Origin of the sequence: Actinomycetospora atypica (genome assembly GCF_042653685.1) — a bacterium.
Classification (GTDB): Bacteria; Actinomycetota; Actinomycetes; order Mycobacteriales; family Pseudonocardiaceae; genus Actinomycetospora; species Actinomycetospora atypica.
In genome coordinates this window covers 22,707-47,060 of record NZ_JBHSIV010000029.1, presented here as the reverse complement: position 1 = coordinate 47,060, position 24,354 = coordinate 22,707, and the positions used below count along the sequence as shown (strand labels likewise).

The 24,354-nt window shown below is 72.5% G+C and carries 27 protein-coding genes and 1 tRNA gene; 15 read left to right on the top strand and 13 right to left on the bottom strand.

The window, feature by feature from the left end; genetic code table 11:
* The first annotated feature begins 59 nt into the window (after window positions 1–59).
* Together ACFPBZ_RS22500 and ACFPBZ_RS22495 are read left to right on the top strand one after the other, a co-directional pair.
* Window positions 60–647, top strand: coding sequence for a TetR/AcrR family transcriptional regulator (locus tag ACFPBZ_RS22500; RefSeq protein ID WP_378038348.1), 588 nt, complete (start codon window positions 60–62; stop codon window positions 645–647).
* Between the two features lie 9 nt (window positions 648–656).
* Window positions 657–1,496 (top strand): SDR family oxidoreductase, encoded by an 840-nt coding sequence (locus tag ACFPBZ_RS22495; protein ID WP_378038347.1) that lies wholly within the window; start codon window positions 657–659, stop codon window positions 1,494–1,496.
* Window positions 1,497–1,548: 52 nt separating this feature from the next.
* On the opposite strand, the gene ACFPBZ_RS22490 is transcribed toward ACFPBZ_RS22495, so the two are convergent.
* The 4 genes from ACFPBZ_RS22490 to ACFPBZ_RS22475 form a co-directional block, all read right to left on the bottom strand.
* Entirely contained in the window at window positions 1,549–2,823 is a 1,275-nt protein-coding gene (locus tag ACFPBZ_RS22490; RefSeq protein ID WP_378038346.1) for a cytochrome P450, read from the bottom strand.
* A gap of 3 nt (window positions 2,824–2,826) precedes the next feature.
* Window positions 2,827–3,018, bottom strand: a complete 192-nt coding sequence (locus ACFPBZ_RS22485; protein WP_378038345.1) for a ferredoxin — start codon at window positions 3,016–3,018, stop codon at window positions 2,827–2,829.
* A gap of 73 nt (window positions 3,019–3,091) precedes the next feature.
* Window positions 3,092–3,499, bottom strand: coding sequence for a VOC family protein (locus ACFPBZ_RS22480; protein WP_378038344.1), 408 nt, complete (start codon window positions 3,497–3,499; stop codon window positions 3,092–3,094).
* Between the two features lie 5 nt (window positions 3,500–3,504).
* Window positions 3,505–3,945: a helix-turn-helix transcriptional regulator gene (locus ACFPBZ_RS22475; protein WP_378038343.1), complete on the bottom strand. Its 441-nt coding sequence runs from the start codon at window positions 3,943–3,945 to the stop codon at window positions 3,505–3,507.
* A gap of 118 nt (window positions 3,946–4,063) precedes the next feature.
* On the opposite strand from ACFPBZ_RS22475, the gene ACFPBZ_RS22470 reads away from it, so the two are divergent.
* Window positions 4,064–4,600, top strand: a complete 537-nt coding sequence (locus ACFPBZ_RS22470) for a quercetin 2,3-dioxygenase (RefSeq protein ID WP_378038342.1) — start codon at window positions 4,064–4,066, stop codon at window positions 4,598–4,600.
* 144 nt (window positions 4,601–4,744) lie between these two features.
* Here ACFPBZ_RS22470 and ACFPBZ_RS22465 read toward each other — a convergent pair whose 3' ends face one another.
* The 3 genes from ACFPBZ_RS22465 to ACFPBZ_RS22455 form a co-directional block, all read right to left on the bottom strand.
* Complete coding sequence (locus tag ACFPBZ_RS22465) at window positions 4,745–5,338, bottom strand: methyltransferase family protein (protein ID WP_378038341.1); 594 nt, start codon at window positions 5,336–5,338, stop codon at window positions 4,745–4,747.
* Between the two features lie 4 nt (window positions 5,339–5,342).
* Entirely contained in the window at window positions 5,343–5,702 is a 360-nt protein-coding gene (locus ACFPBZ_RS22460; RefSeq protein ID WP_378038340.1) for a cupin domain-containing protein, read from the bottom strand.
* A 92-nt stretch (window positions 5,703–5,794) separates the two neighbouring features.
* Window positions 5,795–7,309, bottom strand: a complete 1,515-nt coding sequence (locus ACFPBZ_RS22455) for a long-chain-fatty-acid--CoA ligase (protein ID WP_378038339.1) — start codon at window positions 7,307–7,309, stop codon at window positions 5,795–5,797.
* A 170-nt stretch (window positions 7,310–7,479) separates the two neighbouring features.
* Between ACFPBZ_RS22455 and ACFPBZ_RS22450 the strand changes: the two genes are divergently transcribed.
* A complete protein-coding gene (locus tag ACFPBZ_RS22450; protein ID WP_378038338.1) occupies window positions 7,480–8,622 on the top strand; it encodes an acyl-CoA dehydrogenase family protein in 1,143 nt (380 codons plus the stop codon).
* Between the two features lie 101 nt (window positions 8,623–8,723).
* A complete protein-coding gene (locus tag ACFPBZ_RS22445) occupies window positions 8,724–9,764 on the top strand; it encodes an LLM class F420-dependent oxidoreductase (protein ID WP_378038337.1) in 1,041 nt (346 codons plus the stop codon).
* A 43-nt stretch (window positions 9,765–9,807) separates the two neighbouring features.
* Here ACFPBZ_RS22445 and ACFPBZ_RS22440 read toward each other — a convergent pair whose 3' ends face one another.
* Window positions 9,808–10,371 (bottom strand): TIGR03086 family metal-binding protein, encoded by a 564-nt coding sequence (locus tag ACFPBZ_RS22440; RefSeq protein ID WP_378038336.1) that lies wholly within the window; start codon window positions 10,369–10,371, stop codon window positions 9,808–9,810.
* 73 nt (window positions 10,372–10,444) lie between these two features.
* Here ACFPBZ_RS22440 and ACFPBZ_RS22435 point away from each other — a divergent pair, with 73 nt between their 5' ends.
* Window positions 10,445–11,278 carry a helix-turn-helix domain-containing protein gene (locus ACFPBZ_RS22435; protein ID WP_378038335.1) on the top strand — a complete coding sequence of 278 codons (834 nt, stop codon included), beginning with the start codon at window positions 10,445–10,447 and terminating at the stop codon, window positions 11,276–11,278.
* Window positions 11,279–11,330: 52 nt separating this feature from the next.
* Here ACFPBZ_RS22435 and ACFPBZ_RS22430 read toward each other — a convergent pair whose 3' ends face one another.
* Complete coding sequence (locus tag ACFPBZ_RS22430; RefSeq protein ID WP_378038334.1) at window positions 11,331–11,978, bottom strand: TetR/AcrR family transcriptional regulator; 648 nt, start codon at window positions 11,976–11,978, stop codon at window positions 11,331–11,333.
* 251 nt (window positions 11,979–12,229) lie between these two features.
* Between ACFPBZ_RS22430 and ACFPBZ_RS22425 the strand changes: the two genes are divergently transcribed.
* The 4 genes from ACFPBZ_RS22425 (at window position 12,230) to ACFPBZ_RS22410 (ending at window position 18,324) form a co-directional block, all read left to right on the top strand.
* Entirely contained in the window at window positions 12,230–13,438 is a 1,209-nt protein-coding gene (locus ACFPBZ_RS22425; RefSeq protein WP_378038333.1) for an acetyl-CoA C-acetyltransferase, read from the top strand.
* A 43-nt stretch (window positions 13,439–13,481) separates the two neighbouring features.
* Window positions 13,482–15,647, top strand: coding sequence for a 3-hydroxyacyl-CoA dehydrogenase NAD-binding domain-containing protein (locus tag ACFPBZ_RS22420; RefSeq protein WP_378038377.1), 2,166 nt, complete (start codon window positions 13,482–13,484; stop codon window positions 15,645–15,647).
* A gap of 152 nt (window positions 15,648–15,799) precedes the next feature.
* Window positions 15,800–16,948, top strand: a complete 1,149-nt coding sequence (locus tag ACFPBZ_RS22415) for a CaiB/BaiF CoA transferase family protein (protein ID WP_378038332.1) — start codon at window positions 15,800–15,802, stop codon at window positions 16,946–16,948.
* On the top strand, window positions 16,945–18,324 hold the full coding sequence (locus ACFPBZ_RS22410) for an alpha/beta fold hydrolase (RefSeq protein ID WP_378038331.1): 1,380 nt from the start codon (window positions 16,945–16,947) through the stop codon (window positions 18,322–18,324). The genes ACFPBZ_RS22415 and ACFPBZ_RS22410 overlap by 4 nt, the downstream gene beginning before the upstream one ends.
* 67 nt (window positions 18,325–18,391) lie before the next feature.
* On the opposite strand, the gene ACFPBZ_RS22405 is transcribed toward ACFPBZ_RS22410, so the two are convergent.
* Complete coding sequence (locus tag ACFPBZ_RS22405) at window positions 18,392–18,562, bottom strand: hypothetical protein (RefSeq protein ID WP_378038330.1); 171 nt, start codon at window positions 18,560–18,562, stop codon at window positions 18,392–18,394.
* Between the two features lie 240 nt (window positions 18,563–18,802).
* Between ACFPBZ_RS22405 and ACFPBZ_RS22400 the strand changes: the two genes are divergently transcribed.
* Window positions 18,803–19,801, top strand: coding sequence for an aldo/keto reductase family protein (locus ACFPBZ_RS22400; RefSeq protein ID WP_378038329.1), 999 nt, complete (start codon window positions 18,803–18,805; stop codon window positions 19,799–19,801).
* 139 nt (window positions 19,802–19,940) lie between these two features.
* Here ACFPBZ_RS22400 and ACFPBZ_RS22395 read toward each other — a convergent pair whose 3' ends face one another.
* Window positions 19,941–20,687 carry an SDR family NAD(P)-dependent oxidoreductase gene (locus ACFPBZ_RS22395; protein ID WP_378038328.1) on the bottom strand — a complete coding sequence of 249 codons (747 nt, stop codon included), beginning with the start codon at window positions 20,685–20,687 and terminating at the stop codon, window positions 19,941–19,943.
* 88 nt (window positions 20,688–20,775) lie between these two features.
* Here ACFPBZ_RS22395 and ACFPBZ_RS22390 point away from each other — a divergent pair, with 88 nt between their 5' ends.
* On the top strand, window positions 20,776–21,099 hold the full coding sequence (locus tag ACFPBZ_RS22390; RefSeq protein WP_378038327.1) for a P-II family nitrogen regulator: 324 nt from the start codon (window positions 20,776–20,778) through the stop codon (window positions 21,097–21,099).
* 216 nt (window positions 21,100–21,315) lie between these two features.
* Here ACFPBZ_RS22390 and ACFPBZ_RS22385 read toward each other — a convergent pair.
* Window positions 21,316–21,396, bottom strand: a tRNA-Tyr gene (locus ACFPBZ_RS22385).
* 117 nt (window positions 21,397–21,513) lie between these two features.
* Here ACFPBZ_RS22385 and ACFPBZ_RS22380 point away from each other — a divergent pair.
* The 3 genes from ACFPBZ_RS22380 to ACFPBZ_RS22370 all read left to right on the top strand — a co-directional run bounded on the left by ACFPBZ_RS22380 (window position 21,514) and on the right by ACFPBZ_RS22370 (window position 23,913).
* On the top strand, window positions 21,514–22,005 hold the full coding sequence (locus tag ACFPBZ_RS22380; protein ID WP_378038326.1) for a YajQ family cyclic di-GMP-binding protein: 492 nt from the start codon (window positions 21,514–21,516) through the stop codon (window positions 22,003–22,005).
* Window positions 22,006–22,020: 15 nt separating this feature from the next.
* Window positions 22,021–22,776, top strand: a complete 756-nt coding sequence (locus ACFPBZ_RS22375) for a sulfite exporter TauE/SafE family protein (protein ID WP_378038325.1) — start codon at window positions 22,021–22,023, stop codon at window positions 22,774–22,776.
* Window positions 22,777–22,887: 111 nt separating this feature from the next.
* On the top strand, window positions 22,888–23,913 hold the full coding sequence (locus ACFPBZ_RS22370; RefSeq protein WP_378038324.1) for an oxygenase MpaB family protein: 1,026 nt from the start codon (window positions 22,888–22,890) through the stop codon (window positions 23,911–23,913).
* A 55-nt stretch (window positions 23,914–23,968) separates the two neighbouring features.
* On the opposite strand, the gene ACFPBZ_RS22365 is transcribed toward ACFPBZ_RS22370, so the two are convergent.
* Window positions 23,969–24,199 carry a hypothetical protein gene (locus ACFPBZ_RS22365; RefSeq protein WP_378038323.1) on the bottom strand — a complete coding sequence of 77 codons (231 nt, stop codon included), beginning with the start codon at window positions 24,197–24,199 and terminating at the stop codon, window positions 23,969–23,971.
* Between the last annotated feature and the right edge of the window lie 155 nt (window positions 24,200–24,354).

Genomic DNA, 24,354 nt, shown 5'->3' with positions numbered 1-24,354 from the left:
CGTATAGTGCGTTATGGTCCGGTCACAAGAGACGACCGCGCGAGGGAGGGCCCACCGCCATGGCCCGCACGGCCTCCCCCGAGACCTTCTTCGCGTCCGCCATGGAACTGCTCTCCGGGCCCGGTCTGCCCGCCCTGCGGATCGGCCGCCTCTGTCGCGAGGTGGGCGTGACCAGCGGCAGTTTCTACCACCACTTCGCCAACTGGGACGCCTTCGTCGCCGCGCTGCTGGAGCACTGGAGCGGTGAGGAGGTCGACCGCATCGTCGAGCTGGTGCGCCGGGAGCACGACCCGGTGGAGCGCGTGCACCTGATGAAGCGGCTCGCGCTCACCGTGCCGCACGCGGCCGAGACCGCGATCCGCCGCTGGGCCGGCACCGACGCGATGGTCGCCGCGGCGCAGCAGCGGGTCGACGACCGGCGCCGGGCGGCCCTGCGCGAGGTCCTGACGCCCCTCGTCGACGACGAGGCCCTCGTCGCGACCCTGGCCGAGGTCGGCCTGAGCCTGCTCGTGGGACACCAGCAGCTCCACCACTCGGGGCCGCCCGTCGACCTCGCCGCCCTGCTCGACCAGTTCGAGGAGCTCGTCCGCACCCACGCGGTCGCGCACCTGCACCGCCGTGTCCCGGCGGAGCAGCCGTCACCCTGAGAGGACCCGATGCCGCACCCCACCGCCCTGCCCCACCTCGTCGTCGCGATCACCGGCGGGGCCCGCGGCATCGGTCTCGCGACCACGCGCGCCCTCGTCGCGCACGGCGCCCGCGTGGCGATCGGCGACCTCGACGGCGAGCACACCGCGCAGGTCGCCGGCGACGTCGACCCCACCGGTTCGCGGGTGGTGGGCCTGCCCCTCGACGTCACCGACAGGGCGTCGTTCGCGGCGTTCCTGGACGCGGCCGCCGAGGCACTCGGACCGGTGGACGTCCTCGTGAACAACGCCGGGATCATGCCGCTCGGCCCGCTCGTGGACGAGCCCGACGAACGCGCCCGCCGGATCGTCGACGTGAACCTGCACGGCGTGCTGCACGGGGTGAAGCTCGCGGTCCCGACGATGCTCGCGCGCGGGCGCGGCCACGTGGTCAACGTGTCGTCGGCGGTCGGCCGGGTCGCGCTCTCCGGCGCGGCCACCTACAGCGCGACCAAGTACGCCGTCGTCGGACTCACCGAGGCGCTGCGCTCCGAGCTCGAGGGCACCGGCGTGGACGCCTCGGTGGTGATCCCGATGATCGTGTCGACCGAGCTCGGCGCCGGCCTCGGCACCGTCCGCGGCCAGAGGACCGTGACCGCCGAGGAGGTCGCGGAGTCGATCGTGGCGGTGATCGCCCGCCCGCGGTTCGAGACCTGGGTGCCGTCGACGGGCCGGCCGCTCTACGTGGCGATGACGCTCATGCCGCGGATCGTGCGCGACACGGTGAGCCGCCTCCTCGGCGCCTCGGGGGTCCTGGCGAACGCCGACCGGTCGGCCCGCTCGGCCTACGACGAGCGCGTGGGTGCCTGACGGCCCCTGAGCACTGGTCCGTGCCCGGACACGGACCAGTGCTCACAGGTGCTCACCGGAGCCGGATCGGCAACGACTTCACCGCGTTGACGAAGTTGCTCGTGAGCCGCGACGGCTCCCCGACCTCGAAGTCGGGCGCGACGGTCAGCAGCCGGCGCCAGATCTGGCTCAGCTGTGTGCGGGCGAGCATGTTGCCCATGCAGAAGTGCGGTCCGCCGCCGCCGAAGCCCTGGTGCGGGTTCGGGTCGCGCCCCACGTCGAAGCGCAGCGGGTCGGCGAACACGTCGGTGTCGCGGTTGCCCGACTCGTAGAACATGACGACCTTGTCGCCCTCGGCGATCCGCTGTCCGCGGAGCTCGGTGTCCTGGGTGGCGGTGCGCCGGAAGGTGAGCACGGGCGAGGCCCAGCGCACCATCTCCTCGATCGCGGTGGGCAGCAGGCCGTCGAGGTCCCCGGCGAGCGCGGTGCGCTGGTCACGGAACTCGGTCAGCGCCACCGCGGCGTGGGCGATGGTGTTGCGGGTCGTGTCGTTGCCGGCCACCGAGAGCAGCACGAAGAACGCGCCGATCTCCTCGTCGGTGAGCGACTGCCCGTCGACCTCGGCCTGGACGAGGTTCGTCATGAGGTCGTCGCGCGGGTGCCGGCGGCGCTCGTCGGCCGCCTCGAGGCCCGGCCCCAGCAGCTGCATGAGGGCCCGCCCCATGAGTTCCAGCGGGTCGTCCGTGCCGTGGGCCGCGCGGACCTCCGGGTCGTTCGCGCTGACCAGGAGGTCGGCGGCCTCGGCGAGGGAGTCCTGCTGCTCCTCCGGCAGCCCCATCATGTCGTAGATCATCGCCATCGGGAGCCGGCGGCAGACGAGCTGCACGAAGTCGCCGTCGCCGTGCTCGAGGAGCTCGTCGACGATCGCGCCGGCGCGCTGCGCGATCGTGTCCTCCAGCTTCGCGATCTGCTTCGGCGTGAACGCGGAGCCGACCAGCTTCCGGAGCTGGGTGTGGCGGGGCGAGTCCATCGCGAGGAAGGACTGGCTCGCCTCGAGCAGCTCGGGCGGCGCGTCCTGGAACTGCACGCCCTGCCCGGAGCAGAAGATCTTCGGGTTCTTCGACACGTGGGCGATGTCCTCGTGCCGCACGACGGCCCAGAAGCCGTCCTCGCCCTCCGGGACGCCCATGACGCCCTCGGCGGCGGGGTGCCAGGAGATCGGCCGCTCCGCGCGCAGCTGCGCGAACGACTCCTCCCGCTCGGCGGACGACCGCGACCAGAAGTCGAGCGAGGACAGGTCGAGCGGGTCGTGGTCGGGCTTGTCGGGAGCCTGCTCCGTGGTGGTCATCGCCTAGTCCTGCAGCGAGAGCGCCTCGGTGGGGCAGGCCTCGCAGGCCTGCCGCAGCTCGTCCTCGCGGCCGTCGGGGACCTCGGTGAGGTGCAGGGTCAGCGACCCGTCGTCCTCGACCTCGAACACGTCGGGCGCGACGGACTCGCACATCCCCAGGCCGCTGCACCTGTCGTAGTCCACGACGATCTTCATGGCGGGGTCCTCCGATCGAGACGACGGCGTCCCGCGCACCATAACGTACGTCATGCTACGGAGGCGAGCGGCGTCACACCTGGTTGATGCGGATCAGGTTGCCCGCCGGATCCCGGAACGCACAGTCCCGTACCCCGTAGGGCTGGTCGGCCGGCTCCTGGACGACGTCGGCGCCCGTCGCCTGCACGCGCTCGAAGGTCCCGGCGAGGTCGGTGGTCCCGAGGACGACGCGGGCGTAGCAGCCCTTGGCCATCAGCTCGGAGATCGTCCGGCGCTCGTCGTCGGTCAGCCCCGGGTCGACCGCAGGTGGCTCGATCACGAGCGAGGTCTCCGGCTGGTCCGGCGACCCGAGGGTGATCCAGCGCATGTCGCCGTAGCCGACGTCGTTGCGGACCTCGAAGCCGAGCGCGTCGCGGTAGAAGGCCAGCGAGGCCTCGTGGTCGGTGGCGGGGAGGAAGGCGTAGTGGATGGTGAGGCTCATGGCCGTCACGCTAGGGGCGCCCGCTGCGGGGCTGCTTCTCGATTCCTGACCGGTCGCAGCGCCTGCTTGGCCACACACGTCGGCAGGTCCGTGGCGTGCTCGGTGGCGAGGCGGCGGTAGCGGCCGGGCGACATCCCGACGAGCTCGGAGAACCGGGTGGAGAACGTCCCGAGCGAGGCGCACCCCACCGCGAAGCAGACCTCGGTGACCGAGAGGTCGCCGCGACGCAGGAGCGCCATCGCCCGCTCGATGCGTCGGGTCATGAGGTAGCTGTAGGGCGACTCCCCGTAGGCCGCCTTGAACGCCCGGCTCAGGTGGCCCGCGGAGACGTGCACGCCGCGGGCGAGTGCCTCGACGTCGAGCGGCCGCGCGTACTCCCGGTCGATCCGGTCGCGGACGCGGCGGAGCAGGGCGAGCTCGCGCAGGCGGGGGTCGGGGCCGGGCACGACGACAGCCTGCCGCCCGGCCGCCACGGTGACCAGCGGTTCCGACCACCGGAAGGCCCGGCCCGCGGCGGGCGGGGTCGCGGCAGGCTGGGCGCTCCCCCGACGCCAGGAGACGACGATGACCGCCGAGTTCGTGACGCCCGCCGCGAGCGACCTGCCGGGCCGGCCGGTCCCCTACGTCCTGGCGGCCGGCGACGGCGAGCGGGCTCATTTGTTCGACCAGCTGTTCACCGTGCTGCTCTCCGCCGACGAGACCCAGGGCCAGTTCGGCGTCTTCACGATGGAGGCCCCGCGCGGGCAGGCCGTCCCGGTGCACTCCCACCCGGACGTCCACGAGATCTTCTACGTGCTCGACGGCAGGGTGCGGGTGGTGGTCGAGGACGGCGAGGGCGAGAAGATCGACCGGGTGCTCACCACCGGCGACTTCGGCTACGTCCCCGCGGGCCACCGGCACTCGTTCCGCGTGGAGTCCCACCGCGCCCGCACGCTCGGGGTGAACACCGGCGGCTTCGAGCGCTTCTTCGCCGCCGCGGGCGAGCCGACCTCCTCGCGCATGCCGCCCGCGACGCCCGTCGTGCCCTCGCCCGAGCAGCTCGGTGACGCCGCACGCCGCTTCCGCAACGACTTCGACTTCGGCGCCCGCTTCATCGAGTGAGCCGGACGGTTGCGCGAGAACCGGGTCCCGACGACTCGGTTCCATGGCGGTGTTCCCGACGAAGGCCCGCTCCGCTCGGCGCCCGACGAACCGACCCCGGCGGGCCCGTGTCCGATGAACGCGGTTCCGCACCGAGCGGCTCGGTCAGCGTCCCCCGGGTCGTGGCACCAGGCGGCCCGTGGTCGCGGCGTACTCCGCGTACCCCGGGAGCTCCCGCCGCAGGAGCGCGTCCTCGGCGTCCATCCGGTGCCGGTAGGCCGTGCCGACGGCGGTCAGCGTCAGCGCCGGCGCGACGACGGTCCGGGAGCTCAGGGCCGCGCCGAACCAGAGCAGCACCACGCTCAGGTAGCCCGGGTGCCGCACGTACCGGTAGGGCCCGTCACGGATCACGGGCTGGTCGTCGACCACCCGGAGCGTGTGGGCGTAGTGCCCCTGCAGCGTCCGCATCGCCCAGACCCGCAGCCCGACGCTCGCGACCTCGAGGAGGAGCCCGAGCGGGCCGCACACCCGCGGCAGCGTCGGCCCGCCCAGCGCGGGGGCCGCGACGACCGCGCCCGCCGAGAAGAAGTAGGCCCGCGGCAGCTCCCTCATGCCCACGTCGTTCTCCGGCGCCGTGGCGTCACCCGCGATCACCGGCGGCCGGAGCACCTCGATCGCCTTCATCCCCGCGAACGCCCCGGCCACCCCGACCGCGGCCCGGGCGGTGTCCCGGGCCCACCGCTCCACGACCCCGCTCACGGGATCAGCCGTAGAGGTCGTTGCCGCGGGAGAACTCGACGAAGGTGCACGGCTCGTCGCCGACGCTCCAGGCGTCGTGACCCGGCGGCAGGAGCATCACGCTGTGCGGTCCGAAGTCGTCCTCGGACCCGTCGTCCATGACCACGTGCAGGGTCCCCGAGAGCACGAGCGCCACGTGCGGCAACTCGCACGAGCTGGTGCCGACGTCGGGCTTGAGGTCCTTCGACCACTTCGCGCCCACCCCGAAGGTCACCTCGGTGACGCTCACGCCGTCGAGCTCGACGGTCTTCTTCGAGATGGCTCCGTGCGTGTCGGCCGGAGCGGCCGCGAGGTCGCCCTTCTGCATTCCGGTGGTCGCGGTCATCGCGGAGCTCCTCGTTCCGGGGGCGGTCGGGCGCGACCGATCCTGCCTGCGTCGGTGCGGCCCCGACGACGGGTGTGGCGCGGACCTCGACGTCAGGACTTCTCCGCGTACTGGGCGCGGAGGTCCTTCTTGAGAATCTTCCCCGTCGCGTTCCGCGGCAGGGCGTCCACGACGTCGACCGAGCGAGGGCGCTTGAAGCCGGCGATCCGCTCCTTGGTCCACGCGAGCAGCTCGTCGGGGTCGATCGTCTCGCCCTCGTTCGCGACGACCACGGCCTTCACGGCCTCGCCCCAGCGCTCGTCGGGAACGCCGATCACGGCGACGTCGGCGACCGCCGGGTGCTGGGCGACCACGTTCTCGACCTCGATCGGGTACACGTTCTCCGCGCCCGTGACGATCATGTCCTTGATGCGGTCGGTGAGGAACAGGTAGCCCTCCTCGTCGAGGTAGCCGCCGTCGCCGGTCTTGAGCCACCCGTCGGAGGTGAGCGCCTTCTCGGTCTCCTCGGGGCGGTGCCAGTAGCCGGCGGTCACCTGCGAGGAGCGGATGTAGACCTCGCCGATCTCGTTCGGTCCGACCTCCTGCTCGTCCACGACGATCTTGAGCTCCACCCAGGGGTAGGCCTTGCCCGCGGAGCGCATGAGGTGGGCGCGGGGGCCGTCGGGGTCGTGGTCCTCGGGGTCGAGCTGGGTGATCGCGCCGGTGGTCTCGGTGGCGCCGTAGACCTGGAAGAGCGGTGCCTGGAACGTCGAGAGCACCTTGTTGAGCACCGCGCCGGTGATCGGCGAGGCCCCGTAGGCGACGGCGCGCAGGCGGGACCAGTCGCGGTCGGCCGCCCCGGGCACGGCGCACAGCATCTGCAGGACGGCCGGGACGAGGAAGGCGTTGGAGACCCGCTCGGTGGCCATGGTCTCGAGCAGCTGGTCGGGGACGATGTCGGCGACGAGCACCACGCGCGCCCCGAACGACAGGCAGACCAGCGCGAAGCCCGACCCGCCGATGTGGAACAGCGGCATCGCGACCAGGCCGACCGACTCGTCGTCGAACCCCCAGTGCCCGCCGACGGAGAGCAGCGCCGCGAAGTTGCCGTGGGAGAGCAGCACGCCCTTGGCCCGCCCGGTGGTGCCCGAGGTGTAGAGCTGCAGGACCGCGTCGTCGTCGGCCGTGTCCGCCGAGGGCTCCACGCGCTCGGACAGGCCGTCGACCCAGCCCTCGTAGTCCTCCCCGACGACGAGGACGGTCCGGTCGGAGAGCTTCTCCCGCAGCCCGGCGAACTCGGGGCCGAGCACGACGAGGCCCGCCTCGGCGTCCTGCACGAGGTCGATCAGCTCGGCCGGGGTGAGGCGCAGGTTCAGCGGCGCGACGGCGGCGCGGATCGCGGCGGCGCCGAAGAGCAGCTCGAAGAAGGGCGTCGCGTTCTTCCCGATCCAGACGACGCGGCCGCCCTCGCCGATCCCGAGGTCGCGCAGGCCGCCGGCGACGCGTGCGGACCGGTCCTCGAGCTCGGTGTAGGTCATCGTCTGCTTGCCCGCGGTGAGGGCGACGCGGTCGCCGTGGTCGCGGGCGTGGTCCCGGACGACGTCGGTGAGCCGGAACGGAGCGGACACGGGTCCTCCTGGGGATCGGACAGATCGGGCGATCGGTGACTGCCGACACACCGCGAGGCGCGACGCTAGCGGCACCGGCCGGGGACACGGAAGAGTCAGGGTTGACCGTTACCGGTCGGTCCGGGGACGCTGAGGTGGCAGGACCCGGTACCGGCGAGAGGAGTCCCGGAGTGGACCGCACGATCTTCACCGACGAACACCACGCCTTCCGGGAGATGGTGCGCGACTTCCTGGAGAAGGAGGTCGCGCCGTACCACGCCGAGTGGGAGAAGCAGGGCCACGTCAGCCGCGAGGTGTGGCTGTCGGCCGGCAAGACGGGCCTGCTGGGCCTCGACGTGGAGGAGCGCTTCGGCGGCGGCGGGTCGGACGACCTGACGTTCCTCTGGATCCTCTCCGAGGAGATCGCCCGCGGCGGCTTCTCCGGGCTCGGCTTCCCGCTGGCCAACGACGTGGTGACGCCCTACCTCAAGGAGCTCACCACCGAGGAGCAGAAGGAGCGCTGGCTCCCCCGGTTCTGCTCCGGCGAGATGATCACCGCCATCGCCATGACGGAGCCCGGCACCGGCTCCGACCTGCAGGGCATCCAGACGAAGGCCGTCCGCGACGGCGACGAGTGGGTCATCAACGGCTCGAAGACCTTCATCACCAACGGCATCCTGAGCGACCTGGTGCTCGTGGTCTGCAAGACCGACCCCGACGCCGGGTCGAAGGGCTTCTCGCTGATCGCCGTCGAGCGTGACTCGCCCGGCTTCGAGCGCGGCCGCCACCTGGAGAAGATCGGCATGTCCGCGCAGGACACCGCCGAGCTCTCGTTCACCGACTGCCGGGTGCCCGCCAGCAACCTGATCGGCGAGGAGGGCCAGGGCTTCATCTACCTGATGCAGAACCTGCCCCGCGAGCGCCTCTCCATCGCCATCGCCTCGACGGCCGGCGCGGAGAAGGTCCTCGAGGACACGATCACCTACGTCAAGGACCGCAAGGCCTTCGGCCGGCCGATCGCCTCGCTGCAGAACACCCGCTTCAAGATCGCCGAGATGACGACGAAGCTCGCGGTGACCCGGGCGTTCGTCGACCGCTGCATCACCGAGCTGAACGAGAAGAAGCTCGGGCCGGCCGAGGCGTCGATGGCGAAGTACTGGGCGTCGGAGACCGCCAAGGAGGTCATCGACCAGTGCCTCCAGCTGCACGGCGGCTACGGCTACATGAAGGAGTACCCGGTGGCCAAGGCGTTCCTCGACAACCGGATCCAGACGATCTACGGCGGCACCACCGAGATCATGAAGGAGATCATCGGGCGGATCGTCCTCGCCTGAACGGTCAGCTCTGACCGTCACGACCACAGGACCCGACGATGCCGGCTGAGCCGACGCGAGGCACGAGCGTCGGCTCAGCGACACCTTGGAGGGACAGCACAGTGAAGATCGGGATGAGCCTCGCCTACAGCGGCGAGGGGTTCCGCGAGACCGTCGACCAGCTCGTCGAGCTGGAGCAGGCCGGCCTGGACGCCGTGGCGGTGCGCGAGGCGTACACGTTCGACGCGGTGAGCCAGCTCGGCTACATCGCCGCCCGCACCGAGAACCTCGAGCTGGCGAGCGGGATCGTCCAGATCTACACGCGCACGCCGTCCCTCACGGCGATGACCGCGGCCGGGCTCGACTACGTCTCCGACGGCCGGTTCACCCTCGGCATCGGCGCGAGCGGCCCGCAGGTCATCGAGGGCTTCCACGGGATCAAGTACGACGCCCCGCTGGGCCGCACCCGCGAGATCGTCAACATCTGCCGGCAGGTCTGGCGCCGCGAGAAGGTCCAGTACGAGGGCCGCTACTACCAGGTGCCGCTGCCCGCCGACCAGGGCACGGGCCTGGGCAAGCCGCTCAAGCTGATCAACCACCCGGTGCGCGAGGACATCCCGGTGCTCCTCGCCGCCCTCGGGCCGAAGAACGTGCAGCTCGCGGCCGAGCTCGTGCAGGTGTGGGAGCCGCTGTTCTTCCACCCCGGCAAGGCGCACGAGGTGTGGGGCGAGTCGCTGGAGGCCGGGAAGGCCAAGCGCGCGCCGGAGCTCGGGCCGCTGGGCATCTCGACGGCGGTCGGCTTCGCGGTCGGCGACGGCGCGGGCGAGCTGCTGCAGCACGTGAAGCCCACGATGGCGCTCTACGTCGGCGGCATGGGCTCGAAGGACCAGAACTTCTACAACCAGCTGATGCAGCGCTACGGCTACCACGACGAGGCGGAGGAGATCCAGAACCTCTACCTCGCGGGGAAGAAGGACGAGGCCGCCGCGGTGGTCCCCGACGAGCTCGCCCACGCCGTCTCCCTGGTCGGCAGCGAGGACGAGGTCCGCGCTCAGATCAAGCAGTTCGCCGACGCCGGGGTCACGCAGCTCAACATCATGCCGTTGCGCCCGGGGCACGAGGCCACGAAGTCGCAGCTGGAGACGCTGAAGTCGTTGCTCTGACGAGCACGGGCGCGATGTGTGGGCGCGACGCCCCACACATCGCTCACCGGGGCGCACGTCCCGACATCGCGACGAGCCGGTCCATGGGCGGGGCGCTGTCGGGGACCGGGACGCGCGGGGCAAAGATCTTCCCCTCGCCCTGGTAGTCCTCGGTGAGCAGCATCGGCGCGAACTCCAGGGACGCCTTCAGCCCCTCCTCGTCGGGGTCCCACGGGCGCCCGAGCGCGGTGGCGAGGTCCCAGCCGTGCACCTGGTACTCCCAGAGGATCATCGACAGCGCCATCTTCCCGGGCATCGCGGCCTCACCCAGGAAGAGCGGTCGGGCCGCCGCTCCCCCGGCGAGCGCGGCGTCGAGCCGGTCGGCGGCCGCGCGGATCGCCGCGTCCCGGTCGCCCTCGACGGGGGTCGGCCCGCTCGGCGCCCGGCCCTCCGGGTCGGCGTAGCCGGCGGCGAACGTGGTCGACCAACCGGTGACGTGGTCGACCAGCGCGGAGACGTCGAACTCGGTGCAGGGGGTCGGTGCGCGCCACTCGTCGTCGTGGACGGTCCCGACGAGGTCCGCGAGGTCGGTGAGCACGGCGTGCAGGTGGGTCCGGGTATCGCTCATGGAGCACAGCCTGGGCCCGCGTCCCGTCGTCGGGCTTGAACATTCGCGACACCCGGCGGGGGATGATGGCCCCGTGCCGGACCAGGTCGACCGCGACAGCCGCGGCATCCTCGACCCCTGGCTGCTGCGGCAGCGGGTCGCGTTCGCGCGCTACCCGCCGCCGCCCGCGCTCGACGGTGTCGTCGACGTCTTCTGGGCCGTTCGCTGGGACCTCCCGCCCGGCGCGAACCACCACCAGGAGGTGCTGCAGCACCCGGCCCTGAACCTCTCCGTCGGCACCCCCGACGCCCGGACCGGGCGCTCCGGGCCGGAGGCCCGACTGTACGGGATCCACACCGACCTCGTCGACCGCGAGCTCGCCGGCCACGGATGGACGCTCGGCGCGAAGTCGACCGTCGGCGGGTTCGGCGCCCTGGTCGACGTCCCCGAGCTGCGTGGGCGGTCCGTGAACGTCGACGTGGTCGACGGGCTGTGCGGCACCGACCTCGTGCGGGAGATGACCGACGCCGAGGAGGCGGTGCGGGTCGTCGTCCTCGCCGGCGCGCTCGAGGGCGCGCTCGCGAGGGCCGATCCCGCCCGGGTCGCGCAGGCGCGGGAGGTGGCGGCGGTCGCCCGGATCGCCGAGACCGACCGCACGGTGCGCCGGCTCGACGACCTCGCGGCGCGCGCCGGGATCGGCGCGCGCTCGCTGCAACGGCTGTTCACCCGCCACGCCGGGGTCTCGCCGACGTGGGTACTGCGGCGCTACCGGCTGCTCGAGGCCGCCGAGGCGGTGCGCGGCGGCGAGGAGGTGGTGTGGTCGGACGTGGCGGCCGCGCTGGGCTACGCCGACCAGGCGCACCTCGTCCGCGACTTCCGCGCCGCGATCGGCCGGACCCCGGAGGCGTACCGGCGCTCGTTGACCTGACGGTGTGTGCGTGCGTTTCCGTGCCCCAGCACGGAAACACACGCACGGACCGCTAGGTCAACAGGGTCCGCGTCAGCTGCTTCCACTGCGCGACGTGCGGATCGGTGGCGGCCTCGCGCGGGTCGAAGCCGTAGGTGAGCGCGACGCCGCGCATGGACGTCAGCAGCATCTCGCGCACCATCGGGTAGTTCGGGTGGTCGCCGTGGGCCTCGAAAACGGCGTCGACGGTCCCGCGGATCGCCGCACCGAGCCGGCGCTCGGCCGGCAGCAGCGCCGCCGCGAGCGCGGGGTCGGTGCGGGCCGCGGTCCACAGCTCCACCGAGGCCCAGAAGTAGGGCTGCTGGAACGTCGTCCACATCTCCTCGACCACCCGGTCGATCCGGTCCTCCGGGTCGTCGGGCAGCTCGGCCGCCGCGAGCCCGTCGCTCGCGAACCGGGTGGCGGCCAGGTGCTGGGCCGCCGCGACGAGCAGCGTCTCCTTCGACGGGAAGTGGTGGAGCAGGCGGCCGCGGGAGACTCCGGCGCGCGCCTGGATCGTCAGGGTGGTGGTGCCGGCGTAGCCCGACTCCACGAGGCAGGCGACCGCGGCGTCGAGGATGCGCAGGCGGCTGTCCGACGTGCGCTGTTCCCGCGAGCGGCGCGCGGGGGCGGGCTCGCGCTCCGTGCGGGGCGCGGCGGTCGCCCGGTCTCCGGCGGTCATGCGGGTGCGGCTCCTCCCCGTCGGCTGGTCGCAGCGCCCGATCGTCGCCGACCGGACACCTAGCGGTCAACGTTGACCGTTCCTGCGGCGCGCCGGGCCCGCCGACCGTCCGCCGGGCTCCTACTGGCCGGTAACGTCACGCCCCGACCCGTTGACACGTGCCAGAAACAGTCCATCATGACTGTCAGGAGCGCCGGGCGGTCCGCCGCGCTCAGCAGTACCGAGTAGCCGTACCGAAGGGACTCCCACCCGTGACCGAGGCATACATCTACGACGCCATCCGCACCCCGCGCGGGCGGGGCAAGCCGAACGGTTCGCTGCACTCGGTGAAGCCGGTGTCGCTGGTCGTCGGCCTGCTCGACGAGCTGCGCAGGCGCAACCCGGAGCTCGACCCGGCGAACGTCGAGGACGTCGTCCTCGGCTGCGTCTCCCCCGTGGGCGACCAGGGCGGCGACATCGCCAAGACCGCCACCATCGCGGCGGGCTACCCCGACACCACCGGCGGCGTGCAGCTCAACCGCTTCTGCGCCTCCGGCCTCGAGGCCGTGAACCAGTCCGCGCAGCGGGTCGCCTCCGGCTGGGAGGACCTCATCATCGGCGGCGGCGTCGAGTCGATGTCCCGCGTGCCGATGGCCTCCGACGGCGGCCCCTGGGCCATGGACCCGGAGACCAACTTCACGACCGGCTTCGCCCCCCAGGGGATCGGCGCCGACCTCATCGCGACGATCGAGGGCTTCTCCCGCGAGGACGTCGACGCCTACGCGGTGGAGTCGCAGACCCGCGCCGCGAAGGCCTGGGCCGACGGCGCCTTCGACCGCTCGATCGTGCCCGTCAAGGACCGCAACGGCCTGACGATCCTCGACCACGACGAGCACATGCGGGAGACCACGATCGAGGGCCTCGGCGGCCTCAAGCCCTCGTTCGCCGGGATCGGCGAGATGGGCGGCTTCGACGCCGTGGCGCTGCAGAAGTACCACTGGGTCGAGCAGATCAACCACGTGCACCACGGCGGCAACTCCTCGGGCATCGTCGACGGCGCCGCCCTGGTGCTGGTCGGCAGCGAGGCCGCCGGGAAGAAGAACGGCCTCACCCCGCGCGCCCGCGTCGTCGCGACCGCCGTCTCCGGCGCCGACCCGACGATCATGCTGACCGGCCCGACGCCGGCCTGCCAGAAGGTGCTCGCGAAGGCCGGCCTGACGGTCGACGACATCGACCTGCTCGAGATCAACGAGGCGTTCGCCGCCGTGCCGATGAAGCTCATGAAGGACCTGGGCTTCCCGCACGAGCGCACCAACGTCATGGGCGGCGCCATCGCGCTGGGCCACCCGCTCGGCGCCACCGGCGCGATGATCATGGGCACGATGGTCGACGAGCTGGAGCGCCGCGACCTGCGCCGCGCCCTCGTCACGCTGTGCATCGGTGGCGGCATGGGCGTCGCCACCATCATCGAGCGCGTGTGATCCCCCGGAACCACTGAGGAAGGACGAGTACTTGAGCGACAACATGTTCCGGTGGGAGCAGGACGGCGACGGCATCGTCACGCTGACGATGGACGACCCCGACGCCTCGGCCAACACCATGAACGCCCGGTTCGGCACCGACTTCGAGGCGACCCTCGACCGGCTCGAGGCCGAGAAGGACTCGATCACCGGCGTGGTGCTCACCAGCGCGAAGAAGACCTTCTTCGCCGGCGGCAACCTCGAGGACCTGCGCAACTACGGCGCGTCCGAGGCCCAGAAGATCTACGACCAGTCGCAGAACATCAAGGGGGCGCTGCGCCGCCTGGAGACCCTCGGCCGGCCGGTCGTGGCCGCGATCAACGGCGCCGCGCTCGGCGGCGGCCTCGAGATCGCGCTCGCCACCCACCGCCGCATCGCCCTCGACGTCAAGGGCTCGAAGATCGGCCTCCCCGAGGTCACCCTCGGCCTGCTGCCCGGCGGCGGCGGCGTGGTGCGCACCGTGCGCCTGCTCGGCATCGCCGACGCGCTCCTGCAGGTCCTGCTCCAGGGCCAGCAGCGCAACCCGCGTGCCGCGCTCGAGGCGAAGCTCGTCGACGAGGTCGTCGACTCGCCCGAGGAGCTCGTCGGCAACGCCAAGCAGTGGATCAAGGACAACCCCGAGGCCGTCCAGCCCTGGGACGTCAAGGGTTACAAGATCCCCGGCGGCACGCCGTCGGTGCCGAAGTTCGCGGCGAACCTGCCGGCCTTCCCGGCCAACCTGCGCAAGCAGCTCAAGAACGCCCCGATGCCCGCGCCGTACAACATCATGTGCGCGGCCGTCGAGGGCTCGCAGGTCGACATCGACAACGCCGCGAAGATCGAGTCGCGCTACTTCGCCGACCTCGTCGTCGGCCAGGTCTCGACGAACATGATCAACGCGTTCTTCTTCGACCTGCAGAAGATCAACAAGGGCGGGTCGCGCCCCGACGGGTACGAGAAGCACACCGCCCGCAAGGTCGTGGTGCTCGGCGCCGGGATGATGGGTGCGGGCATCGCGTACTCGTGCGCCATGGCGGGCCTCGAGGTCGTCCTCAAGGACGTCTCGCAGGAGAACGCCGAGAAGGGCCGCGCCTACTCGCAGAAGATCCTGACGAAGGCCGTCTCCCGCGGGAAGTCGACCCAGGAGAAGGCCGACGAGGTCCTCGCCCGGATCACCCCGACCGACGACCCGTCCCACGCGCAGGACGCCGACCTCGTCATCGAGGCCGTGTTCGAGAGCCCGGACCTGAAGAAGCAGGTCTTCGCCGAGATCATGCCGTACCTCGCGCCCGACGCGGTGCTCGGTTCGAACACCTCGACGCTGCCCATCACCGACCTCGCGACCGGCGTCGAGCGGCCCGAGGACTTCGTCGGGCTGCACTTCTTCTCGCCGGTCGACAAGATGCCGCTCCTGGAGATCATCCGCGGCGAGAAGACCTCCGACGCCACGCTGGCGAAGGCCGTCGACATCGCGCTGCAGATCCGCAAGACCCCGATCGTCGTGTCGGACTCCCGCGGGTTCTTCACCAGCCGCGTCATCGGGACGTTCCTCAACGAGGCCATCGCCATGCTGGGCGAGGGCGCGTCGCCGGCGGCCATCGAGCAGGCCGGCTCGCAGGCGGGCTACCCCGCGCCGCCGCTGCAGCTGATGGACGAGCTGACGCTCACGCTGCCGCAGAAGATCCGCCAGGAGACCCGCAAGGGCGTCGAGGCCGCGGGCGGGGTCTGGGACGAGCACCCGTCGGAGCCGATCGTCGACCGGATGGTCGAGCTCGGCCGCAAGGGCCGCTCGTCGGGCGCCGGGTTCTACGAGTACGACGAGTCCGGCAAGCGCACGAAGCTCTGGCCGGGCCTGCAGGACGAGTGGCACGGCGCCACGGACTCGGACGGCCTGCCGTTCGAGGACATGAAGGAGCGGATGCTCTTCGCCGAGGCGCTCGAGACCGTGAAGTGCTTCGACGAGGGCGTGCTGCACACCATCGCCGACGCCAACATCGGCTCGATCATGGGCATCGGCTTCCCGGCCTGGACCGGCGGCGTCGCCCAGTACATCGACGGCTACCCGGGCGGCCTGTCCGGCTTCGTCGAGCGGGCCCGCATCCTCGCCAAGGCCTACGGCGACCGGTTCAACCCGCCGGCCTCGCTCGTCGAGAAGGCCGAGAACGGTCAGAACCTGCGCGACTCGATCTGATCGCGCGCTCCTGACCGAAGCGAACGGCACTCTCGCTGCTTCTACGGCAGCGAGGGTGCCGTTCGCTCGTTTCCGGGGTCGTACTTCCGGTCAGGGCTGACTGTCAATTAGGGTTCCCGACGACGGATCGTGACGGGTTGGGAGCGGATCGCATGGGTGTGCTGGACGGCGTCAAGGTGCTCGAGGTGGCCGGGATCGGGCCGGGCCCGTTCGCGGCGATGGTGCTCGCCGACCTCGGGGCCGACGTGCTGCGCATCGACCGGTCGAAGCAGGGCGGTCTGCAGCTGGGCGACCCGTCGAAGGACGTGCTGAACCGCAGCCGGCGCTCGGTGGCGCTCGACCTGAAGTCGCCCGAGGCGGTCGAGGTGCTGCTCGACCTCGTCGCCGAGGCCGACGTGCTGCTCGAGGGCTTCCGCCCCGGGGTGGCCGAGCGCCTCGGGTTCGGCCCGGACGTCTGCCACGAGCGGAACCCGCGCCTGGTGTTCGGCCGGATGACCGGCTGGGGCCAGGACGGCCCCCAGTCGCAGCGCGCCGGGCACGACCTCACCTACCTGGCCACGGCGGGCGTCGTCGGGCACATGGAGGGTCCGGACGGGTCGCCCGCCATCCCGATCAACGTGGTCGGCGACTTCGGCGGCGGCGGCATGCTGCTCGTCGTCGGGGTGCTGGGCGCCCTGGTGGAGCGCGCGACGAGCGGGCGCGGCCAGGTGGTCGACGCGGCGATCGTCGACGGCGGCGCCCTGCAGATGGCGATGGTCTACGGCATGCGCGCGCAGGGGATGTGGCCGAACCCGCGCGGGCGCAACCTGCTCGACGGCGGCGCCCCGTTCTACGAGACCTACCGCTGCTCGGACGGCAACTACGTGGCCGTCGGCGCGATCGAGCCGCAGTTCTACGCCGCGCTCATGACCGGGATCGGGCTCGAGGGCGAGGACATCGCGACGAACCAGTGGGACATGCGGCGCTGGCCGGAGTTCACCACGCGGCTCGGCGAGGTGTTCGCGACGCGCACCCGCGACGAGTGGGCCGCCGACCTCGAGTCCACCGAGGCGTGCGTCGCGGCCGTGCTGGAGATGGAGGAGGCCGCGGAGCACCCGCACATCGCGGCCCGCGGCACGATCGTCGAGGCCTTCGGGGTCCGCCAGCCCGCCCCCGCGCCGCGGTTCGACCGCACGCCCAGCGCGGCCCCGACGACGCCGCCGGTCCCCGGCCAGCACACCGTCGAGGCGCTCTCCGCGTGGGGACTCGACGCCGACCGGGTGGAGAAGCTGCGCTCCTCCGGGGTCCTCCACCAGGCATGACCCGGGCGGTCGATGGCACGATCCACCCGACCGGCGGCGAGGGGACACTGACGATGATCACTCCGGGCACGGTCGCGCGGGCGCTCACCAACGTCCGCGACCGCGTGATCGAGGGTCCCCTGGCCGACCTGCGCCGGATGCCCCGCGTCGCGATCGACACCGGGCCCGACGACGCCTCCGCCTGGGATCTCGGGCGCGCGCACGGTCTCGCCCGGGCCGGCCAGGTGAGCACCTACCGCTACGCGGTGCACCCGACCTCCCGGCTCCGGGGCGCCCCGGTGCTGCTCGTGTCACCGCTCGGGGCGTGCGGGGTGGCGTTCGACCTGCGCCGGGGCTGCAGCCTCGTCGAGCACCTGGTGGGCGAGGGCCGCCACGTGCACCAGGTCGACGACGAGGACCTGGTGGGCCACGGGCCGCCGATGCCGGCGTCGCCCGCCGACCTCACCCGCTGGGTCGACGACATCCTCCCGCACGTGGTGCGCACGGTCTCCGACCATCACGACGGCGCCCCCGTGCACGTCGTGGGCTGGTCGATCGGCGGGCTCGCCGCCCTGCTGACCGCCGCGGACGACCCCGGGCTGCCGATCGCCTCGATCACCGCGCTCGCCACGCCGTTCTCCCTCGACCACGTGCCCGAGCGCGCGCCGATGCGGCCCCTCGCCCTCGCGGCCGGCGGGCCGGTCCTCGCCACCGTGCAGACGCTGCTGGGCCTGCTGCCGACGCCGCCCGGGGTGCCGCCGTTCCTGTCGGCGGGCTCGGTCGGGGCGCTGCTGACCGCGCCGCTCACGGTGGTCTCGCACCTCGCCGACCGGGACTTCCTCGCCCAGCTCGAGGCCGTGGACGACCTCCGGGCCCTCATCGGGGAGCAGGCCGAGCTGGTCGGCGCCTCGTTCCACGCGATGCTCGAGGGCAGCGACCTCGCCCACGGCCGCATCCGCGTGGGCGGGCGGTCGGTCGACCTCGGCAACCTGGAGCGCCCGGTGCTGCTCGTGGCCGGCGAGGACGACGTGGTGGTGCCGCCGCGGGCCGTGCGGGCCGGGTCGACGGTGCTGTCGTCGGCCGACGCCCAGCTGACCACCGCGCCCGGCGGGCACCTCGGGGTGGTCTGCGGCCGGGCGTCGCGCGACCGCCTCTGGCCGGTGCTCTGCGCGTTCCTCGACCGCTGGGACCCGCCGTCCGGGCTCGACGACGACTCGCGCCCGTCCCGGCGTCCCCGGCGGTCCGCCCGTCGGTCGCTCCCGTCCTACGAGGGCGGCACGCCCGCCCCGGACGCGCCCGCGGCATCGTCGGGAACGGCATCGTCGGGACGGCGCACCGGCGGCCGGCGCCCGAAGCCGGCCCCGAAGCGGGCCACCCGCACCCGCGGGCGGGACTGAGACGACGACGCCCGCCCGGCGACCGGTGCGGTCGCGGGGCGGGCGGCGGTGGGTCGCTCGCGCGGACTCAGGTGCGGGGGCGCTCGACGGAGTGCAGCGGCGGGTAGTCGCCGCGGTCGTCGGAGGCGAGCAGCAGGCTCAGCGCGCCGACGGAGAGGGTGCCCAGGGCCACGACGGCCTCGGAGGTGAGGTCGAGGACGTCGGCCAACGGGCGGAGCGGAGCGGTCAACAGGGTCACGCCTCGGAGCCTCCGGACGAGTGGGTGGTCGGCGGGGTGGTCACCGTCCGCCGTGGACCGCCCCATCCTGACGGACGAGACGTCCCTCTCCCAGGGCAGGAGGACAGAGTTCACACCCATGTATCAGAACGTTGAGGTCAGCGGCCGCCCGACTGCGACGAACGGGTCGTCGCGTCCGTCCAATGGCAGCATGGCGTCGCCGGTCAGCCCCGGGCGGCGTCGGACCGTACCGTCGGGCGTGTGCGATTCCGCAAGCTGGGCTCATCCGACCTGCAGGTGTCCGAGATCTCCCTCGGTTCCTGGCTGACCTACTCCGGAGGAGTGGAGGCGGACGCGACGGCCGCCTGCACCCGCGCCGCCTTCGAGGCCGGCATCACCTTCTTCGACACCGCGAACGTCTACGGCCGCGGCGCGTCCGAGACCGCCTGGGGCGAGATCCTCGCCGACTACCGCCGCGACGAGTACGTCCTCGCCACCAAGGTCTACTTCCCGATGTCGGACACCGACTCCGGACTGTCGCCCGACCAGATCGCGAAGCAGATCGACGCGTCGCTGCAGCGGCTGCGGACCGACCACGTCGACCTCTACCAGTGCCACCGCTTCGACGCCCGCGTGCCGATCGAGGACACGATGGAGGCGCTCGCCGAGGTGGTCCGCGCGGGCAAGGCGCGCTACCTCGGGTTCAGCGAGTGGACGCCCAACCAGATCCGGGCCGGCCTCGAGGCCGCGCCGTCGGACGTGACGTTCGTGTCGTCCCAGCCGCAGTACTCGATGCTCTGGCAGTCGCCCGAGGACGGCGTGTTCGACGTGTGCCGCGAGCACGACATCTCCCAGATCGTCTGGTCGCCGCTGGCCGAGGGCGTGCTCACCGGGAAGTACCTCCCGGGCGAGGCGGTCCCGGTCGACTCGCGCGCCGCGTCCGACGAGATGAACGGCTTCATCAAGCAGAAGCTGACCGACCGCACCCTCGAGGCCGTCCAGCGCCTGCGCCCAGTCGCCGAGGGCGCGGGCCTCACCATGCCCGAGCTCGCCCTGGCCTGGGTGCTGCGCCGTCCCGAGCTCGCCTCGGCGATCATCGGCGCCTCGCGACCCGAGCAGGTGCACGCGAACGCGAAGGCGGCCGGGATCGAGCTCACGCCCGACACCCTCACCGCGATCGACGAGGCCCTCGGCGACGTCCCGACGAAGGGCTTCCACCTCGCCCCGGGCGCCTCGGACCGGATCACGCACCGGTCCTGACGGGGTCGGGCCCCGTGGCAGCGGTGGCACATCGCTGACCCCGACGTCAGGGATGCGCCACGCTCGCCCGGGGCCCGCGTGTCAGCGGCGGCACATCGCTGACACCGGACGTCAGGGAGCCGCCACGCTCGCCCGGGCCCTACCGCGGCATCCGCCGCCACACCGGGCCCGGCAGCACCCGCATCACCAGCGCGAGCAGCCGCAGCGTCGCCGGCACCCACACCACGTCGCGACCCCGGGCGAGCCCGTCCGCGACCGCGTCGGCCACCTGGGTCGGGGTCGAGGACAGCGGCGCCGGGGAGAGGCCGGAGTCGGCCGTCATCCGGCCGACGACGAACCCGGGCCGCACCAGCGTCAGGTGCACCCCGGACCCGCGCAGCGCGTCGGCCAGGCCGGAGGCGAACCCGTCGAGGCCGGCCTTCGCCGAGCCGTAGACGTAGTTGGCGCGCCGCACGCGCCAGCCCGCGATCGAGGAGAACACGACGATCTCCCCCGACCCGCGGGCACGCATCCTCGTCGCGACCCGGGTGAGCACCCCGACCTGCGCGGCGTAGTCGGTGTGGACCACGGCGACCGCGTGCTCGGCATCGGTCTCCGCCCGCGCCTGGTCGCCGAGGACGCCGAACGCCACGACGACGACGTCGGGCACGCCGTGCGCGCGCTCCACCTCGTCGAGGACCGCCGCGTGGCCGGCGACGTCGTCGGCGTCGAACTCGACGGTCGCCACCCGGGTGGCGCCGAGGGCCGCGGTCTCGGCGGCGAGGTCGTGCGACCGGCGCGCGGCGAGCACCACCGTGGCGGCCCGCCCGTCGGCGACGAGGCGACGGGCCAGCGCGACGCCGATCTCGCTGCGGCCACCGAGGACGAGGACGGTCTGACCGGACACGCCGCCGAGCCTCGCAGGGCCGTCGTCGGGCGCCTAGCGTGGGGCCCTCGACGGCCCGCCGGGGCCTCGGGGCGGAGGGGGACCGGGCGTGAAGCTGGTGACGGCGCTGGTCAGGCCACACGCGCTCGACGACGTCCGCCGCGCCTGCGAGCGGCACGCCGTGCTCGGGATGACGATCTCCGAGGTCAACGCCGTCGAGCCCGGGCACTACGTGGTGCGCAAGGGCGTGCGGGTGCCGATCGACCTGGTGCCGCGGCTGCGGATCGAGACGGTGGTCGACGACGACCTCGTCGAACGCCTCGTCGAGCAGATCCGCGCCAACCTCGCGGGCTCCGACGGCCAGCTCACGGTGCGCGCCGTGGACGCGGTGCTGCGCGTGCGGACCGGCGAGATGGGCCGCGACGCCGTGTAGGTGCGCTGCACGCCGGGGTGGCCCCGGGAACACTGGGGGGTGTGCTCCCGGGGCCGGGCCGGCCGCGGGGGGCACGACCGACGAGGCGGACATTACAAGAGTTATCGGCCACGCGGTGTCACGAGCGCGCGCCTTCTCGGCGACGTTCCGGTGCGCATGACGACGGCCCGCCTCCCCGGAGATTCCGGGGACGACGGGCCGTGGTGGGTCGTGCTGTGGCGGGTGAAGGATTCGAACCTTCGAAGCTTTCGCGACGGATTTACAGTCCGCTCCCATTGGCCGCTCGGGCAACCCGCCGGGATGTCACCGTCGAGGACGGCGAGGAGAAAATATACAAGCCGGTGTCCCGCCGGGGCGCACCCGGGGGTGGGTGTAGACCGGACACGGCAGGCAGCCCGCTCGAGGAGGAGATCCGTGGCCAACCCGTCGTTCGACGTCGTCAGCAAGGTCGACCGCCAGGAGGTCGACAACGCCCTCAACCAGGCCGCCAAGGAGCTCGCCCAGCGCTACGACTTCCGCGGCACCGGCACCTCGATCGCCTGGGCCGGGGAGGAGGCGATCACCATCACCTCGGAGACCGAGGAGCGCTGCACCGCGGCGATCGACGTCTTCAAGGAGAAGCTGATCCGCCGCGACATCTCGCTGAAGGCCTTCGAGGTCGGCGAGCCGGCGGTCTCCGGCAAGACCTACAAGGTCACCGGGACCCTGGTGCAGGGGATCTCCAAGGAGAAGGGCAAGGAGATCTCCAAGCTCATCCGCGACGAGGGCCCCAAGGGCATCCAGGCCCAGCTCCAGGACGACCAGCTGCGGGTCACCGGCAAGAAGAAGGACGACCTGCAGGCCGTCATCTCCCTGCTCAAGGGCAACGACTTCGAGATCGCGCTGCAGTTCACCAACTACCGCTGACCGTAGGGTCCCGCCGTGGCCTGGTGGGAGATCGTCCTCATCGCCGTCGCCGGGCTCTGGGCGGGCACGATCAACACGGTCGTCGGGTCCGGGACGCTGGTGACCTTCCCGGTCCTCGTCGCGCTCGGCTTCCCGCCGGTGACGGCGACGACCTCCAACGCGATCGGGCTGATCACCGGCTCGGTCACCGGGGCGGTCGGGTACCGCCACGAGCTGGTCGGCCAGCGTCGGCGCCTCGTCCGCTACGGGATCGCGTCCTTCGTGGGCGCGATCGGCGGGACGGTGCTGCTGCTCTCCCTGCCGGCCGACGCCTTCGAGACGATCGTCCCGGTGCTGGTGGCGCTCTCGGTCGTCCTCGTGGCGGTCCAGCCGCTGCTGACCCGGCGGCTGAGGACGCGGGACGCGGCCCCGTCGGGACGGCCCTGGCTGCTCTACCCGCTCGTCCTCCTGGTGGGGATCTACGGCGGCTACTTCACCGCCGCGCAGGGGATCATGCTCGTCGGCGTCATGGGCCTCCTGCTCGAGGACCCGCTGCAGCGCCTCAACGCCTTCAAGAACGTGCTGTCCGCGATCGTCAACATCGTCGCGGGGGCGATCTACGCGGTCGTCGCGCCGGTCGACTGGCGGGTGGTCGGCATCCTCGCGGTCTCGTCGACCGCCGGCGGGCTCCTCGGGGCACGCATCGGGCGGCGACTCTCCCCCACCCTGCTGCGCGTCCTCATCGTCGTGATCGGCTCCGTCGCCGTCGTCGACCTCCTGCTGAACCGCTGACCTGCAGCTCGTCCGTGGACGCGATGTACCTCTTACCGGGGGTAGCCGTTACACGACGTATCGCGTTACCGTGAGTCGCACATAAAAATCCGCGACCGGAGGTGGCTCTCTGTGGGCGTTCGCAGGCATCAGGACTACGGGTTCTTCGGTCCCGACTCGGTCACGTGGCGGGTGTGGAGTTATCCCACCTCGCTCGTGCTGGGCTTCCTGCGGGCGGTCGTCATCGAGGAGCTCGACCCCCACCTCGTCGCCTCGGTCGACCAGTCCGGGCAGGTCAAGCAGCGCCCGAAGCTGCGCTACGACCGGACGATGCAGTACTTCGCGACGGTGAAGTTCGGCGACGCCGAGTCGGTCCTGCGGGCCTCGGACACCCTCATGAAGATCCACTCCCGGGCGATCGGCCTCGACCCCGTCACCGGCGGGCGCTACGACGCGAACGACCCGGCCTCCCAGCTGTGGATCCACCTCACCGCGTGGCACTCGATCCTCTACACCTACGAGGTGTTCGGCCCCGGGAAGCTCGAGCCCGAGGAGGAGGCGCGCTACTGGGAGGAGTGCGCCCTGGCCGCGGAGTTCCAGACGATCGACCCGGCCGACGTGCCGCGCAGCCGCGAGGGCATCCGGGCCTACTTCGCCGCCTACCGGCCGCGGCTGGTCGGCTCCGAGGTCGCCCAGGACATGATGGACTTCCTGCTCGACGCGAACTCGATCGTCCTGCCCGACGGGGTCCCCGCCCCCGTGCGGATCCTGTTCAACGCCGTGACCCGACGGGCGATCATCGCGACGATGCCCCGCTGGATGCGCAAGCTCGGCGCCACCACGCAGTCCGGGCTCACCGACCGGATCGCCATCGCCACGGCGCGGCCCTTCGTGCGCCTCATCGCCGCGAGCACGTGGCTGCAGGTGTGGGCGCTGCGGCTGGCGAGCCCGCGGACGGCCCCGATCCTGGAGCCTGTGATGCGGGGCATCCCGCCGGTGCGGCCGGTGGTGCGCGAGCCGGAGGAGGCGCGCGCCGAGTACGGCATCGTCGACCCGCGGACCCAGTACCAGGAGCTCCTCGCGGCCCGTGCCCGCCTGGCGGGGCCCGACCCCTACCCGCTGCACCACCGCGAGGCCCTGATCCCGTTCCCCGCCTGACGACCGCGCGGTGGTTCCCCGGGTCCGCGCCGCCCGGGGAGCCACCCGCGATCCGTCAGACCCGGCGGGGCCGCCCGACGAACTGGGTGGCCCCGGCCGCGCCGGCGAGCGCCGCGCCCGAGAGCAGGCCGTACCAGAGGACGTCGTCGGCCGCGCTCGGCGTGCCCGCGGGCACGACGTCGACCACCGCGGGGGCCGCCGGCAGCGGCGTCGTCGCGGCCACCGTGGTGCCCGGGGACGCGGCGAGCGCGGCGAGCGCGATCCCGGCGAACGCCGCGGGGGCCATGACGGGGCGGGAACGGCGAGTGCGGCGGTGTGCAGACACAGGTGTCCCCCGGGCAGGTGTGGAGTGGTTGTCCGAGCGCCGCCGGTGCGGTCCGCTCTGCCCCGTGTGTCGGTGACGGCAATCGGATCGTTATCGCCTCTTGACCGCACCACTCG

Bases quoted from the DNA above. Each gene is read 5' to 3' on its own strand.
- ACFPBZ_RS22430 (WP_378038334.1), bottom strand. From the start codon at position 11,978: ATGACCGCCGGAGACCGGGCGACCGCCGCGCCCCGCACGGAGCGCGAG.
- ACFPBZ_RS22485 (WP_378038345.1), bottom strand. From the start codon at position 3,018: ATGAAGATCGTCGTGGACTACGACAGGTGCAGCGGCCTGGGGATGTGC.
- ACFPBZ_RS22365 (WP_378038323.1), bottom strand. From the start codon at position 24,199: ATGGCCCCCGCGGCGTTCGCCGGGATCGCGCTCGCCGCGCTCGCCGCG.
- ACFPBZ_RS22420 (WP_378038377.1), top strand. From the start codon at position 13,482: ATGTTCCGGTGGGAGCAGGACGGCGACGGCATCGTCACGCTGACGATG.
- ACFPBZ_RS22500 (WP_378038348.1), top strand. From the start codon at position 60: ATGGCCCGCACGGCCTCCCCCGAGACCTTCTTCGCGTCCGCCATGGAA.
- ACFPBZ_RS22490 (WP_378038346.1), bottom strand. From the start codon at position 2,823: ATGACCACCACGGAGCAGGCTCCCGACAAGCCCGACCACGACCCGCTC.
- ACFPBZ_RS22460 (WP_378038340.1), bottom strand. From the start codon at position 5,702: ATGACCGCGACCACCGGAATGCAGAAGGGCGACCTCGCGGCCGCTCCG.
- ACFPBZ_RS22470 (WP_378038342.1), top strand. From the start codon at position 4,064: ATGACCGCCGAGTTCGTGACGCCCGCCGCGAGCGACCTGCCGGGCCGG.
- ACFPBZ_RS22440 (WP_378038336.1), bottom strand. From the start codon at position 10,371: ATGAGCGATACCCGGACCCACCTGCACGCCGTGCTCACCGACCTCGCG.
- ACFPBZ_RS22480 (WP_378038344.1), bottom strand. From the start codon at position 3,499: ATGAGCCTCACCATCCACTACGCCTTCCTCCCCGCCACCGACCACGAG.
- ACFPBZ_RS22415 (WP_378038332.1), top strand. From the start codon at position 15,800: ATGGGTGTGCTGGACGGCGTCAAGGTGCTCGAGGTGGCCGGGATCGGG.
- ACFPBZ_RS22495 (WP_378038347.1), top strand. From the start codon at position 657: ATGCCGCACCCCACCGCCCTGCCCCACCTCGTCGTCGCGATCACCGGC.
- ACFPBZ_RS22410 (WP_378038331.1), top strand. From the start codon at position 16,945: ATGACCCGGGCGGTCGATGGCACGATCCACCCGACCGGCGGCGAGGGG.